This window comes from Thioclava sp. F36-6, from assembly GCF_002020305.1.
In the GTDB taxonomy this organism is placed as follows: Bacteria; Pseudomonadota; Alphaproteobacteria; order Rhodobacterales; family Rhodobacteraceae; genus Thioclava; species Thioclava sediminum.
On the sequence record NZ_MPZX01000002.1, the window covers coordinates 914,274 to 928,324 of the forward strand.

14 protein-coding genes are annotated in these 14,051 nt (G+C 65.0%); 6 read left to right on the top strand and 8 right to left on the bottom strand.

Annotation, left to right across the window (positions count from 1 at the left end):
* Window positions 1–11: 11 nt before the first annotated feature.
* From BMI88_RS11505 to BMI88_RS11520, 4 genes are all read right to left on the bottom strand, one after another.
* The gene (locus BMI88_RS11505; RefSeq protein ID WP_078548868.1) at window positions 12–668 is read right to left on the bottom strand and encodes an amino acid ABC transporter permease; all 657 of its coding nucleotides are present in this window, start codon (window positions 666–668) and stop codon (window positions 12–14) included.
* A gap of 47 nt (window positions 669–715) precedes the next feature.
* Entirely contained in the window at window positions 716–1,363 is a 648-nt protein-coding gene (locus tag BMI88_RS11510; RefSeq protein ID WP_078522568.1) for an amino acid ABC transporter permease, read from the bottom strand.
* Window positions 1,364–1,373: 10 nt separating this feature from the next.
* Entirely contained in the window at window positions 1,374–2,165 is a 792-nt protein-coding gene (locus BMI88_RS11515; RefSeq protein ID WP_168173978.1) for a creatininase family protein, read from the bottom strand.
* Between the two features lie 95 nt (window positions 2,166–2,260).
* Window positions 2,261–3,046, bottom strand: a complete 786-nt coding sequence (locus BMI88_RS11520; RefSeq protein ID WP_078522566.1) for an ABC transporter substrate-binding protein — start codon at window positions 3,044–3,046, stop codon at window positions 2,261–2,263.
* Between the two features lie 155 nt (window positions 3,047–3,201).
* On the opposite strand from BMI88_RS11520, the gene BMI88_RS11525 reads away from it, so the two are divergent.
* Entirely contained in the window at window positions 3,202–4,158 is a 957-nt protein-coding gene (locus BMI88_RS11525; RefSeq protein WP_078522565.1) for a LysR family transcriptional regulator, read from the top strand.
* A gap of 9 nt (window positions 4,159–4,167) precedes the next feature.
* Here BMI88_RS11525 and BMI88_RS11530 read toward each other — a convergent pair whose 3' ends face one another.
* The gene (locus BMI88_RS11530) at window positions 4,168–4,752 is read right to left on the bottom strand and encodes a cupin domain-containing protein (protein ID WP_078522564.1); all 585 of its coding nucleotides are present in this window, start codon (window positions 4,750–4,752) and stop codon (window positions 4,168–4,170) included.
* Window positions 4,753–4,910: 158 nt separating this feature from the next.
* Between BMI88_RS11530 and BMI88_RS11535 the strand changes: the two genes are divergently transcribed.
* Window positions 4,911–6,185 (top strand): 4-aminobutyrate--2-oxoglutarate transaminase, encoded by a 1,275-nt coding sequence (locus tag BMI88_RS11535; protein ID WP_078548874.1) that lies wholly within the window; start codon window positions 4,911–4,913, stop codon window positions 6,183–6,185.
* Between the two features lies 1 nt (window position 6,186).
* Window positions 6,187–7,641: an NAD-dependent succinate-semialdehyde dehydrogenase gene (locus BMI88_RS11540; protein WP_078548878.1), complete on the top strand. Its 1,455-nt coding sequence runs from the start codon at window positions 6,187–6,189 to the stop codon at window positions 7,639–7,641.
* Between the two features lie 304 nt (window positions 7,642–7,945).
* Here the strand turns inward: BMI88_RS11540 and BMI88_RS11545 are convergent, their stop codons facing one another.
* Window positions 7,946–8,422 carry a cytochrome c-type biogenesis protein gene (locus BMI88_RS11545; RefSeq protein ID WP_078542176.1) on the bottom strand — a complete coding sequence of 159 codons (477 nt, stop codon included), beginning with the start codon at window positions 8,420–8,422 and terminating at the stop codon, window positions 7,946–7,948.
* 3 nt (window positions 8,423–8,425) lie between these two features.
* A complete protein-coding gene (locus BMI88_RS11550) occupies window positions 8,426–10,393 on the bottom strand; it encodes a heme lyase CcmF/NrfE family subunit (RefSeq protein WP_078548881.1) in 1,968 nt (655 codons plus the stop codon).
* Between the two features lie 166 nt (window positions 10,394–10,559).
* On the opposite strand from BMI88_RS11550, the gene BMI88_RS19765 reads away from it, so the two are divergent.
* Genes BMI88_RS19765 through BMI88_RS11565 form a run of 3 tightly spaced genes read left to right on the top strand, consistent with a single transcriptional unit; the run spans window position 10,560 to window position 12,122 of the window.
* On the top strand, window positions 10,560–10,967 hold the full coding sequence (locus tag BMI88_RS19765) for an META domain-containing protein (protein ID WP_168173979.1): 408 nt from the start codon (window positions 10,560–10,562) through the stop codon (window positions 10,965–10,967).
* A 40-nt stretch (window positions 10,968–11,007) separates the two neighbouring features.
* Window positions 11,008–11,736 (top strand): rhomboid family intramembrane serine protease, encoded by a 729-nt coding sequence (locus BMI88_RS11560; RefSeq protein ID WP_078548887.1) that lies wholly within the window; start codon window positions 11,008–11,010, stop codon window positions 11,734–11,736.
* Window positions 11,736–12,122 (top strand): GFA family protein, encoded by a 387-nt coding sequence (locus tag BMI88_RS11565; RefSeq protein ID WP_078548890.1) that lies wholly within the window; start codon window positions 11,736–11,738, stop codon window positions 12,120–12,122. Before BMI88_RS11560 ends, BMI88_RS11565 begins: the two co-directional genes overlap by 1 nt.
* On the opposite strand, the gene BMI88_RS11570 is transcribed toward BMI88_RS11565, so the two are convergent.
* Window positions 12,098–13,720 carry a GMC family oxidoreductase N-terminal domain-containing protein gene (locus BMI88_RS11570; RefSeq protein WP_078548892.1) on the bottom strand — a complete coding sequence of 541 codons (1,623 nt, stop codon included), beginning with the start codon at window positions 13,718–13,720 and terminating at the stop codon, window positions 12,098–12,100. The genes BMI88_RS11565 and BMI88_RS11570 overlap by 25 nt on opposite strands.
* Window positions 13,721–14,051: the final 331 nt, after the last annotated feature.

Genomic DNA, 14,051 nt, shown 5'->3' on the forward strand with positions numbered 1-14,051 from the left:
TATCTCCCGGATCAGCGATAGAGGCGGTTGCGGTTCTCGAACCAGCGGATCACCGCCTCCATGCCGAGATTGATGATGTAGTAGAGGACGGCAGCGGCCGCGTAGAACTCGAAGGCGCGGTAGGTCTGGCCGATTGCGCGCTGCGCCGAGAGCGTCAGTTCCGACACCCCGATCACCGAGACCAGCGCCGAGTCCTTCAGGAGCGCGATCATGTTGTTGCCGATGGGCGGCAGCACGTCGCGCACCGCCTGCGGCACCACGACCTTGACGAGCGCCTGTCTGCGCGACAGGCCCAGCGTCCGTGCGGCCTCCATCTGACCTTTGTCCACCGCAAGCATCGCGGTCTGGATCAGCTCGGAGTTATAGACGGCGAAGTGGAAGCCGAGGCCGATCACACCTGCCACGAAGGCCGGAAGGTCGATGCCGACCTGCACCAGCCCGAAATAGATCAGGAAGAGTTGCAGCAGCAGCGGCGTGCCCATGAAGAGCCAGGCGATGAAGCGCACCGGCAGGCGGATGATGGCAGGCGCGTAAAGCGCGATCACCGCAAGCAGGATACCCCCGAAGAAGCTCAGGAGCGCCGAGGCGGCGGTAATGGCGATGGTCCACAAGACACCCAGCAAGAGCGTGCCGTAGAAAGGCGGGATGACGGAGAAATCGAGACCCATGGCTCACTCCTTCTCTTGCGGACGGGAAAGGCGGGCGGATGCGCGGCTCATTGGATGCGCACCTTGCGGTCGAGGAACGACACGCCCTTACCCACCGCGGTGATGATGATGAGGTAGAGAACCCCCGCGAGGAAAAACATCTCGAACGGCTTGTAGGTCGAACCGATGTAGCGCTGCGCGGTATAGGTCAGCTCCACCACCGAGATCGCCGAGACGAGCGCCGTGCCCTTGATCTGCGCGTTGATATTCACGCCGAGCGGTCGGATCATCAGGCGCAGCGCCTGCGGCAGCGTCACCTTGCGGAAGGCCTGCGCCTTCGACAGACCCAGCGTGCGCGCGGCCTCGGTCTGCCCCCGGTCGACCGCGACGATCGCGCCGCGCATCGTCTCGGTCATGTAGGCCCCGATATTGACGCCCAGCCCGATCACACCTGCCTGAAAGGCATCGAGCTGGATGCCGATCTGCGGGCCGCCGAAATAAAGCAGAAACAGCTGGATCAGCGCGGGCGTGCCACGAAAGAAGCTGACATAGGCCGCCCCGATGAAGCGCAGGATGGCGAAGCGCGAAAGCCGGGATGCTGCGCCAAGTGCGCCGCAGATGAGCCCCAGCACGATGGTCAGAACCGACAGTTCGACCGTGATCACGGCGGCCTTCAGGAAGTACGGATAGACCTTGAGGATTAGTTCGATATCCACGGCATTCCCCTTAATGATGATCGCGGCGGGACAGGATGGGCAGCGCGCGTATCTCGCGCACGAGCGCTGTCGTCTCTTCGATCGCCGCTTCCAGGAACGCCTTCCCGGTCTCGGCATCGGCGACGGTTGGATCCCCCATCGTGCCGTCGGGTGACACAGAGGACCACCAGCGCATCAGCATCGCCTTGCCACCACCGGCCGCCAAATCGAGATTGAAGAATTTGGTGTCTGGATCGTGCAGGTTCTGACACTCGGCCTTGTCGAGATCGACAAGCTCGGGGTGCAGATGCTTGTACATCGCAGCTTCGAATTCTCCGGCATGGGCAATGCCGCCCACCTCGGATTTGCGCAGGCCCTGAATTCGGTCGCTGCACAGGTTCCAATAGGACGCCGAGACACAGATGATGCCGGTGCGGATGACCGTCTTGCGCGCCGCGAGATCGAGGATCGGGTGGTTCGACCCGTGCGAGTTCAGCAGCAGGACCCGGCGGAAGCCGTGATGCGCGAGGGACTCGGTCACATCGCAGACGAAATTGATCAGCGTCTCCGGCTGAATCCAGATAACCCCCGGAAAGTCCTTGTGATGCTCGTTGAAGCCATAGGGGATCGCGGGCATGACGAAAACTTCGTCAGGCGCGGCTTCGGCAACGCCATTGGCCACCGCCATTCCCAGAACCGTATCGGTATCGAGCGGCATATGCGGCCCGTGATCTTCCGTTGCAGAAACATTCAGGATCACCACACGATCCTTATCCGCGTCACGGACCTGCTCCCAAGTCAGCTTTCCATAGTCGGCGGTCATCCGTTTGGTGTCCTTTCGGGAATCCATCGAAGTTTGGGGGGTGGCGGGGCAGCCGTCAGACGACGGACTGCCCACCATTCCTTGGATCGCGCCGATCAGCGGATGTCAGCGCCGATCCACTTCATCGCGATTTTCTCGTAGGTGCCGTCTTCCATCATGGAATCGAGCGCCTTCTGCATCGCGTCTTTCAGCTCGGGATTGCCCTTGCGGATGGCGATGCCCGCACCGATCGCGTCGGTCTTCAGATCGTCGAGAATACGGTATTTGTAATCGTTCTTCTTCATCGCGAGGATCGCCGCGATCGAGTCGTTGATGATCGCGTCGACACGACCGTTCTGAAGCTCGAGGATCAGCTCGGGCAGACCTTTGTAGGTCTTCACGTCATAGCCTTGCTCACGCGCCCACTCTTCGTGCGTCTCGCCCAGCGTCACGCCGACAGTCACGTCCTTCAGGTCGGCAACGGATTTGATCGGGCTGTCGGGCAGCACGAAGATCGCGCGCTTTGTCGTGTAATACGGACCGACGAAATCGACGACCTTCTCGCGCTCGGGCGTAATCGACATCGAGCCGACAATGGCGTCGTATTTGTTGGCCAGCAGACCGCCGATGATCCCGTCCCACGCGGTCGTCACGATCTCAGTCTTCAGCCCCATGCGCTTGGCGATCTCCTCGCCGATAGCCGGGTCGAAGCCTACGACCTCGTTCGAATCGTTGATGAAGTTGAAGGGCGGGTAGGCGCCCGACATGGCGATCCGGATCACGCCCTTGTCCTTAAGGCTCTCTAGCTCGTCAGCCGCGGCGAGGCTGGGCAGCGAAATGCCGGTCGCGGCGAGCGAGCCAGCCCCGAGGATGGTTTTGAGAACGGTTCTGCGGTTGGTCATGGATTTCTCCTGTTGGTCATGACTGCGGGCGGCCTTGTTTCCGGCGCGTCCCGCCACGGCGAGCGCCCCTTCCAGAGCCTCGTTGACGGAAACGCTTGCATGGCGACCGCCATTGCGCAAATAAATAATAGAAATCTTCAATATAGATATAGGCTATGGTCAAGCCCTACGAACAACGATTCCCCTGGCATCTCGACTGGAACCTTCTGCGCACCTTCATGGTGGTGGTGGAGCAACGGGGCATCTCCCGGGCGGCCTATCTTCTGGGGCTCAAACAGCCCACGATTTCGGCCGCGCTCAAGCGGCTGGAGGAACGCACCGGCCACGAGCTGATCATCCGAAAACCAAATGAATTCAAGGTCACTAGGGCGGGAAACCTGCTTTATCAGGAATGCGCCCAGATCTTCGGCGCGGTGTCGCAGATCCCTTCCCTGCTGGAGACCGGCGCGGAGGAGCTGCGCGGCCATATCGCGATCACGACGACCTCGCATGTGATCTCGGATCACTACGACGCGGTGCTGCATGATTTCGCCACCGAACATTCGAAGGTGACCTTCTCGATGACGGTGGCCGAGAGCGAGGAAGTGGTGAACCGGGTGCAACAGAATCGGGCGAGCCTGGGGATTTGCCTGCTTCACAAGACGCCCGAGAACCTCCGCGCGCAGGTGCTCTACCGCGAGTATTTCGGATTGTTCTGCGGCACGCGCCATCCCCTTTTCGACCGCGAGGACATCACGCTCGCCGAAATCGAAGGCGAGACCTCGGTGTCGTTCCAGACCGAGACCGAGGACGGCCCGCTTCACCCGGTTTCGCTGCTGCGTGCGAGGGCCAAGCTCGCCCCGAGCTGGCGCGGGGTGTCTTCGAACCTGCACGAGCTGCGCCGGATGATCGTGGCCGGCATCGGGATCGGGGCGCTGCCGCTGCACGTCGCGCATCGCGACGTCGAGTCGGGTCGGCTACGCCAGTTGCCGCCCTATGACGGGTTGCCGATGGTGAATATCTACCTGCTCACCAATCGGCAGCGAAAGCAGTCGAGCGCGGAAGCCGCCTTCCTCGCAGCCTGCGAAAAAATGATGGCCGAGAGCGACCTGAAAGAGCGGACTTATTACTGAGCGCACCGCTCAGAAAGTCGGCGGGGTCGCGGCCGAGACCACCACGCAACGCGCCTTGGCCACGTTCCGGAACCGGTGCGGCAGGCGACTGTCGAACAGGTAGGCATCGCCCGCGCGCAGAAGCTCGGTGGTCTCGCCCACCGTCAGCAACAACTCGCCCTCGATAACGAAACCGCCCTCCTCGCCCTCATGGGCATAGGCCTCCGCTCCGGTATCGGCGCCGGGCTCATAGGTCTCGTAGAGCAGCAGAATGTTGGTCTGCCCCGACTTGCCCGCCCGCTTGAGCGAGAGCGCATCGAGCGCCGCACCGCCCGAGCGGTAGATCCGGCCCGGGTTGATCTCGGTGAGCTCGGAATGACGGAACACGAACTTGCCGGGCTCGGAGGGCGTATCGCTGTCGAAGAACTCCGCCAGCGTCGTCTCGAGAATTTCGAGGATCTTGCGCAGCGAGGTGATCGAGGGCGAGGTCTTGTTGCGCTCGATCAGCGAGACCAGCCCGTTGGTCACGCCCGACCGCTGCGCCAGCTCGCGCTGCGACAATCCCTTGTCCTCGCGGATCGCCCGAAGCCGTCCGCCCACGTCGAATTCGCTCACCGCAAGCCTCCTGTCCTGTGCCTGTTCTAGAGTGCGGCCGGGCGGATTTCCAGCGCGCGCACCTTCGCCATGCGTTTAACAAACTAAACATTGCACAGTTATCCGTTAAACACTAGCGTCACATCATTCCGTGATTCTCCAGCCCCTGAGGAGTGCCCATGTCCAGCAATGCCGACCTCGAAACCCGCCGCGCCGCCGCCCTTGCCCGGGGCGTGGGAGTGCAGACCCAGAACTTCGCCGTCTCCGCCGAGAACGCCACCGTCACCGATGCCGATGGCCGCGAACTGATCGATTTCGCCGCCGGGATCGCGGTGGTGAACACCGGCCACCGCCACCCGAAAGTCATCGAGGCGGTGAAAGCCCAGCTCGACGCCTTCACCCATACCTGCCATCAGGTCATGCCCTACGAGCCCTACGTGCGCCTCGCCGAGCGGCTCAACGAAAAGGTGCCGGGCGATTTCGACAAGAAGTCGATCTTCGTCACCACCGGCGCCGAGTCGGTCGAGAACGCGATCAAGATCGCCCGCGCCTATACCGGTCGCAACGCGGTCATCGCGTTCAGCGGCGGCTTCCACGGCCGGACCTTCATGACGATGACGCTCACCGGCAAGGTCGCGCCCTACAAGGCGGGCTTCGGCGCAATGATGCCCGACGTGTTCCACGTCCCCTTCCCGAACGCGCTGCATGGCGTGTCGACCGAGGACAGCTTCGCCGCGATGGAGAGCCTGTTCAAAACCGACCTCGACCCCACGCGCCTCGCCGCGGTGATCTTCGAGCCGGTGCAGGGCGAAGGCGGTTTCAACCCGGCCCCGCATGATTTCGTCAAGCGCCTGCGCGCCTTCTGCGACGAGCATGGCATCGTGATGATCGCCGACGAGGTGCAGACCGGCTTCGCGCGCACCGGAACGCTGTTCGCCATGGACGCCTACGACGTGGCGGCCGACGTCACCACGATGGCGAAAGGTCTGGGCGGCGGTCTTCCGATCGCGGCCGTGACCGGTCGCGCCGAGATCATGGACGCGGCGAACCCGGGCGGTCTGGGCGGCACCTATGGCGGCAACCCGCTGGGTATCGCAGCCGGGAACGCGGTGCTCGACGTAATCGAAGAGGAAGACCTCTGCGCCCGCGCCAACGAGCTCGGCTCGCGTCTCAAGCAGCGTCTCGAAGCGATCCGCGCCAACATGCCGGAGATCGCCGAGATCCGCGGCCCCGGCTTCATGGTCGCGGTCGAGCTGATGTCGGACGGCAAGCCCGATGCAGCGCTGACCCAGCGCATCCGTGTCGAGGCGCTCAACCGCGGTCTGCTGCTGCTGACCTGCGGTGTCTATGGCAACGTGATCCGCTTCCTCGCGCCGATCACCATCCCCGACGACCAGATGGCCAAGGCGCTCGACATCCTCGAAGAGGCGATGACCGCCGCGAAGGAGGGCTGATATGCTCAAGCTGAACGACCCGAGCCTGCTGGAAACCCGCGCCTATGTGAACGGCGAGTGGATCGAGGGCGCGAAGCGCTTCGCCGTGCAGGATCCTGCGACCGGCGAGACCGTCGCCGAGGTGGCCGATCTCGACGTGGACGCCACGCGCGCCGCGATCGAGGCCGCCCATGCCGCGAAACCGGACTGGGCTGCGCTCACCGGCAAGGAGCGCGCGGGCTACCTGCGCCGCTTCCACGACCTGATGATGGAAAATCAGGATGACCTCGCCGCGATCCTGACCGCCGAGATGGGCAAGCCGCTGGCCGAGGCCAAGGGCGAGATCGCCTATGGCGCAAGCTTCCTCGAATGGTTCGCCGAAGAGGCCAAGCGCGTCTATGGCGACGTGATCCCCGGCCACCAGCGCGACAAGCGCATCCTCGTGATCCGCCAGCCCGTGGGCGTGGTGGGCTCGATCACGCCGTGGAACTTCCCCAACGCGATGATCGCGCGCAAGCTGGCCCCGGCGCTGGCGGCGGGCTGCACCTTCGTCGGGCGCCCCTCCGAACTGACGCCGCTCTCGGCCCTCGCGATGGCCGTTCTGGCCGAGCGCGCGGGTATCCCTGCGGGCGTCTTCAACATCATCCCCGGCGTCGATGCGGCGGGCATGGGCGAAGAGCTCTGCGCCAACCCCAAGGTCGCCAAGATCACCTTCACGGGCTCGACCCGCGTGGGCAAGATCCTGATGCGCCAAGGGGCGGAGACGGTGAAGAAGATCAGCCTGGAACTCGGCGGCAACGCGCCCTTTCTCGTCTTCGACGATGCCGATCTCGACGCAGCGGTCGACGGCGCGATGATCGCCAAGTTCCGCAATAACGGGCAGACCTGCGTCTGCGCGAACCGGATCTACGTGCAGGCCGGGGTCTATGACGCCTTCGCCAAGAAGCTGACCGCGCGTCTTGCGACCCTGCGCCCCGGCAACGGCTTCGAGCCGGGCGTGACCACCGGGCCGCTCATCAACGCGGACGCGCTGGCCAAGGTCGAGGCGCATATCTCCGACGCGACCGAAAAGGGCGCGCAGGTCGCGGCGGGCGGGCATCGCTCAAACCTCGGGCGCACCTTCTTCGAGCCGACGCTGCTGACGGGTGTGACGCAGCAGATGCGGGTCGCGCGCGAGGAGACCTTCGGGCCGCTCGCTCCGCTGATCCGCTTCGAGACCGAGGCCGAGGCGATCGAGATGGCCAACGCGACCGAATTCGGGCTGGCGGGCTATTTCTACGCCAACGACCTCGCCCGCGTCTGGCGTGTAGCCGAAGCGATGGAGACCGGGATCGTCGGCGTGAACACCGGCCTGATCTCGACCGAGGTCGCCCCGTTCGGCGGCATCAAGCAATCCGGTGTCGGCCGCGAAGGCTCGAAATACGGGATCGAGGATTTCACCGAGCTGAAATACATGTGCCTCGGCGGGATCGAGTAAGCGCTGAACCTGAGACATCAGGACGAGAATAGAGAAGCGGCGGGCTTTCCCGCCGCTTCTTTCATTTTTAGAGGCCTGAAGAGCGCCTGCGCCCGGAGCGCGCCGAAGGCGCAGGGCGCGCGCCGGCCCGTCCCGACGGGCTGGCGCATTGGTGACCGCGCGCGACGCTCATTCGATGGAGGGGCGCGGCTGGCATAAAGCGCCTGCCGTCCAAGGTCGCGTTGCGCCACCCCACGGGCCGCCGCGCGCCCTGCTTTTCCGTCTGGAGGGAAGGCTCGAGCTAGGCTCGGAGCCGGAAAGCCCCCTACTCCCCCATCAACTCATTGAGCCGCTTGCGCTCGTCCTCGGAGAGATCGGGCTGAGCCGGACCCTCGGACGCGGAGCGGCGCGAGCGGACATAGAAGAACCCGCCGATCAGCGCGACAATTAAAGCCCCCGGGCCGAGATACCACAGCAGCAGGTTCGCCCCGCGCTTCTCCGGCTCGAACAGGACATATTCGCCATAGCGGGCGGTGATGTAGTCGATCACCTGGCTATTGGTGTCGCCCGCCTGCAAGCGCTCGCGCACAAGCAGCCGCAGATCCCGCGACACTTCGGCATTGGAGTCGTCGATATTCTCGCCCTGACAGACCGGGCAGCGCAGCACCTTGGAGATTTCGCGCGCCCGCGCCTCCAGCGCCGGGTCCTTCAGGATCTCGTCGGGCTGCACCGCAAGCGCAGGCCCGATCGAGAGGAGCGCCGAAAGCATCAACGCCAAAGCAAAGAAGGTTTTCCTGAGCATCGTTTACTCCGCCGGAGACGCTTGCGACGGGGCGGCACGCGATTTGCGCGCCCCCGCTGCGACACGGTAGCGGCGATCCGAAAGGCTCAGCAGCCCACCCAACGCCATGATGATCGCACCCGCCCAGATCCAGTCCGCGAAGGGCTTGATATAGGTACGCACCGCGTAGCCGCCCTGATCCTGCGGATCGCCGAGCACGAGGTAGATATCGCCCAGCGGCGTGGTATGGATCGCGGCTTCGGTCGTCGGCATCCGCTGCACCGGATAGACGCGCTTCTCGGGATGCATGGTGCCGATCAACTTGCCGTCCTTCTCGACCGTCATCGTGCCGGTGGAAGAGGTGTAGTTCGGACCTTTGACCTGTTCGACCTTCTGAAGCGTGATCTGGTAGCCGTCCACGGTGAAGGGCTCGCCGATCTTGGCGACGCGGATATCCTCGATCTGGCCCGCGGTCAGCAGACCGATCCCGATGAAGGTAACACCCAGACCCGCATGGGCGGTGGCCTTGCCCCAATCGGCGCGCGGCAGGCGCTTGAGGCGCCCGAAATTGCGAGCCGAACGCTGCCACAGCTCGGTCATGGCCCCGAAGACGAGCCAGCTGCCCAAGAACACCGCGACGAGGGCGAGCAGCGAATTGCCGCTCTCGACCGCCCAGGCGAGGCCGCCCACGGCCAGCGCCAGCACGAAGGCCGGGATCAGCGGCTTCACCACGCGACCGAGACGCGCGCGTTTCCACGGCATCATCGCGCCGATCGGCAGGATCAGGGCGAGGATCACCATGAACGGCGTGAAGGCCTGATCAAAGAACGGCGCGCCGACCGACAGCTTGCGGCCGAAGAACATCTCCGCGACCAGTGGCCAGACCGTGCCCACGAAGACCACCAGCGCCGCGACGGCCAGCAGGATGTTGTTGATCACCAGCGCGGTTTCCCGCGACAGCATCGAGAACACGCCCTTGGCCTGCATCGAGGTCGCTCGGAACGCATAGAGCGTCAGCGCCCCGCCCACGAAGAGCGCGAGAATGCCGAGGATGAAGATGCCGCGCTGCGGGTCGGAGGCGAAGCTATGCACCGAGGTGATCACGCCCGAACGCACGATGAAGGTGCCGATCAGCGAGAAACCGAACGCCATGATCGACAGAAGGATGGTCCACGACTTAAGCGCCTCGCGCTTCTCGACCACGATGGCCGAGTGCAGCAGCGCGGCGGCCAGAAGCCACGGCATGAAGGAGGCGTTCTCCACCGGGTCCCAGAACCAGAAACCGCCCCAGCCAAGCTCGTAATAGGCCCACCACGAGCCCAGCGCGATGCCGATGGTCAGGAAGATCCAGGCCGCCAGCGTCCACGGCCGCACCCAGCGCGCCCAGGTCGCGTCGACCCGGCCCTCGATCAGCGCCGCCACCGCGAAGGAGAACGACATCGAGAGACCGACATAGCCGAGATAGAGGAAGGGCGGATGGAAGGCGAGCCCCGGGTCCTGCAGCAGCGGGTTCATCCCCTCGCCGTTGAACGGCGGCTCCGCGAGACGCAGGAACGGGTTGGAGGTGAAGATGATAAAGCCGAGGAACGCCACGCCGATCCAGGCCTGAACGCTCAGCACGCGGGCGCGCAGCCGCGGCGGCAGAGCGCCACCGAACACGGCCGCCGCCGCCCCGAAGAGCGACAGGATCAACACCCACAGAAGCATCGAGCCTTCGTGGTTCCCCCAGACGCCGGTGATCTTGTAGAGCATCGGCTTGTCGGTATGGGAATTCGCCCAGACCAGCTTCAGCGAGAAGTCCGAAACGACGAAGGCGTGGGTCAGCGCCGCAAAGCTCACCGCGATGAGCAAAAACTGCGCTGTCGCTGCGGGTTCGCCGACCGCCATCCAGCCGCGCCAGCCTTTTTGCGCGCCGACGATGGGCACGATGGCCTGCACGATGGCCACCGCAAAGGCGAGAATCAGGGCAAAATGCCCGAGTTCATTGATCATGGGACTCCTCCTGTCGCGGGGCGAGAGCATAGAGATATACGGCCTTCGGGCCAAGGAGGATGCGCGCCGATGTCGCAACTTTCCGACAGCCGCTCACGGGGGCGTGAATGGCACAGCCCATTCTCAAGGTCTAAGCAAGGCGCGTGAGACCAGGAGGGATGCGAAAATGCGTGCGATCGTGATCGGGCCGCTGCTGGCCTTGGGGCTTGTGGCAGGATGCCAGTCGGAGCCGGGCGACCCTCTCGAGGCCATCGCGCCGAACGCGATCTGGGAAGTCGTGTCGATCGATGGCAAGCCCCTGCCCGACGGGGTCGAAGTCACCCTGACCCATCCCGAAAAGGGCCTTATCGCGGGCAAGGCGGGCTGCAATCACTATAACGGTCGCATCTCGGAGAAGGATGGCCGGGTACGCGTCGGCGAACTGGCCGGAACGCGCATGATGTGCCCCGAGCCCGCGATGGGTGTGGAGAAGGCCTTCCACTCGGCCATGGCCCGCGTCGATACGGTGAAACTGTCGCAGGATCGGCTGGAGCTGATCGCGCAGGGCGACACGGTGATCGAAGCCACGCAATAAGCGCCTTGACCGGCGGTGCAGGGCGTGGCCCTCTCGGGCGATGTTCCCGATCCGCGATCACAACCCCTCTTACAGCACCCCGTGGGTCACATGGACCCTGATCGCGATCAATATCGTGGTCTATGTCTTCACCGCCCCCTGGGGCGGCGATATGCGGGACCTCTGGCTCAACAACGCGCTCTGGCCTGCCGCCGTAACCCATGGCGTCGCGTGGCACGGGCTTTTCACCCATATGTTCCTGCATGCGGGTATCCTGCATCTGGCGGGCAACATGCTGTTTCTCTGGGTCTTCGGCGATAATCTCGAAGACCGGATGGGGCGCGTCCTGTTCCTGATCTTCTATCTCGCCTGCGGGCTGGCCGCCGCCTTCGCACAGATCGCGGCAAACCCCGATGCGACCGTGCCGATGGTCGGCGCCTCGGGGGCGATTGCAGGCGTGATGGGGGGGTATCTGCTGCTCTATCCGAAAGCCCGGATTGACGTGCTGTTCTACTTCCTCGTCTTCTTCAAGATCTGGGCCACACCTGCGTGGCTGGTGCTGGGCCTGTGGTTCGGGATCCAGCTATTCAACGAGCTGACCTCCGGCGCGTCGGGCGGCGTCGCCCACATGGCCCATATCGGCGGCTTCGTGGCGGGCGCGCTTCTGACGCTGCCGCTCTGGTATCGCCTTGGCGGGCCGCTCTTCTGGCGGCTCACCCATGGCCACCCCCCCTTCCCCGAGGCGCGCGAGCGCCAGACCAATATTCCCACAGTCACACGGAGACGCTGATGCTGCCCGAAATCCAGTCGCCCCACCGCCTGACCTGCCATTGCGGCGCGGTAGAGATGGAGGTGACCCTCTCCGACGGGCTGAACACCAAACGGCGTTGCGATTGCTCTTTCTGCCGTCGGCGCGGCGCCGTGGCGGTCTCGGCCCCGCTCTCGGGCATCCGCATCGTGAAGGGCGAGGACAACCTGACGCTCTACCAATTCGGCACGATGACCGCGAAGCATTACTTCTGCAAAACCTGCGGCATCTACACCCATCACCAGCGCCGCTCGAACCCGAACCAATACGGCGTGAATGCCGCCTGTCTGGAAGGGGTGAACCCGCGCGATCTCGATCCGGTGCCGTGGAATGACGGCGTCAATCACCCGACCGATCGCGCCGACTGATCCTTTCGAATGAACGTGGCGGCGCGCTCGGCGATCATGATCGTCGGCGCGTTGGTATTGCCCGAAATCAGCCGCGGCATCACCGAGGCATCGACAACGCGCAGCCCGTCGATCCCGCGCACCCGCAGCTGAGGATCGACCACCGACATCTCGCCCTGCCCCATCGCGCAGGTGCCGACCGGGTGGTAGATCGTATCCGCCCGTGCCCGGATATCGGCCATCAGCCCCTCATCCGTGCCGTCATGCGGATAGAACCTGCGCCCCCGCCAAGGCTTAAGGGGCTCCGCCTCGGCAATCCGGTCCAGAAGCCGCGCGCCTTTCAGCAGCAGTTCAGCGTCGCGCGGATCGGAGAGGTATTCGGGATCGATCAAGGGCGCCGCGCGCGGATCGCTCGAGGCCAGCCGCAGCGTGCCGCGTGACTGAGGCCGCAGCGGGCAGATATGAGCGGACCAGCCATCGGCCAGATGCGGCTTGCGCATATGCTGATCGACGATGCCCACGACGAAATGGATCTGCAAATCGGGTCGGGTGAGGCTCGGATCGCTCCGCAGGAAGGCCCCGCCCTCGGCCATGGGCGAGGCGAACAGCCCCTCGCCATGCTTGCGCCACGCGCTCGCCGCCCGCGCCAGCCGCATCAGTCCGCGCGGGTTCAGCCCCACCACGTCGCGCCGGGGCGAGGTGTAGCTGATGACGTAATCCAGATGATCCTGCAGGTTCGCGCCCACGCCCGGCAGATCGAGACGCGGTTCGATTCCGACCTCGCGCAAATGATCCGCAGGCCCGATCCCTGAGAGCATCAGCAGCTGCGGAGAGCCGAACGCCCCCGCCGAGACGATCACCTCGCGCACCGCCTCGATCTTCATCCGCTTGCGGCCTTGCCGGACGATTGCCCCCGTCGCGCGCCCGTCCGCGATCTCGATCTGCTCGGCGCGCGCGCGGGTCAGCACGGTCAGATTGGGCCGCGCCATCACGGGATGCAGATAGGCCGCCGCCGCTGAACAGCGCTCGCCCTTGCGCGGACCGTCCCAGAACTGCGTGACCTGATAGAGCCCCGCCCCTTCCTGCCGCGGCCCGTTGAAATCCTCGTTTGGCGGACACTGCACCGAGCCGCAAGCCTCGATGAAAGCGCGGCTGATCGCGCGCGGCCGCCGCTGATCGCCGACCTGCAACGGCCCCGCCGCGCCATGCCAGTCCGACGCCCCGCGCGCATTGCGCTCGGAGGCGAGGAACCACGGCTTCACGGTTTCCCAGTCCCAGCCCTCGGCGCCCGCCTCGGCCCAACCGTCGTAATCCTCGGGCTGGCCGCGCGCATAGAGCATCGCGTTGATCGCCGACGATCCGCCAAGCCCCCGGCCCCGCGGCTGAAACCCGCGCCGCCCGTTCAACCCCGGCTGCGGCACGGTGCGCAGCGCCCAGTTGTGGATCGGCGGCCGCCCCGCGACCATCGTCGCGACCAGCGCAGGCGCACGCACGAAGATGTCGCGCGCCTCGCGGCCTGCCTCGACAATACAGACAGTCACGAGCGGGTCCTCCGACAGCCGCGCCGCCAGCACCGACCCCGCCGAGCCGCCGCCCAGAATGAGATAATCGAAACGCAAGGGCTCCTCCTTCCCTCGTTCGCGAAAAGCCTAACGGGTTTCGGAAGATAGGGAAGAATTACGCTGGGTCGGACGGGTCAGGGACGCGCCCAAGCCTCGGGTGAGAACGGCTAGAGTTGAATGCCCGGATCAGCCGCGAAGCGGCCCGGGCAACGCCCGACCGCCCCCTCGGGCGGGCGCTTTTGTGGCGGCAGCGCGCGGGTCGAGGTCGCCCGGACGTGGCGGGGATAAAGCGCCAACCTGAGAGGGCGACGCCCACCCGGCGGTCGGGCCCCGCGCTCCCCTACACACAAAAGAAAACGCCCGGTCTCTCCGACCGGGCGTTCCACAC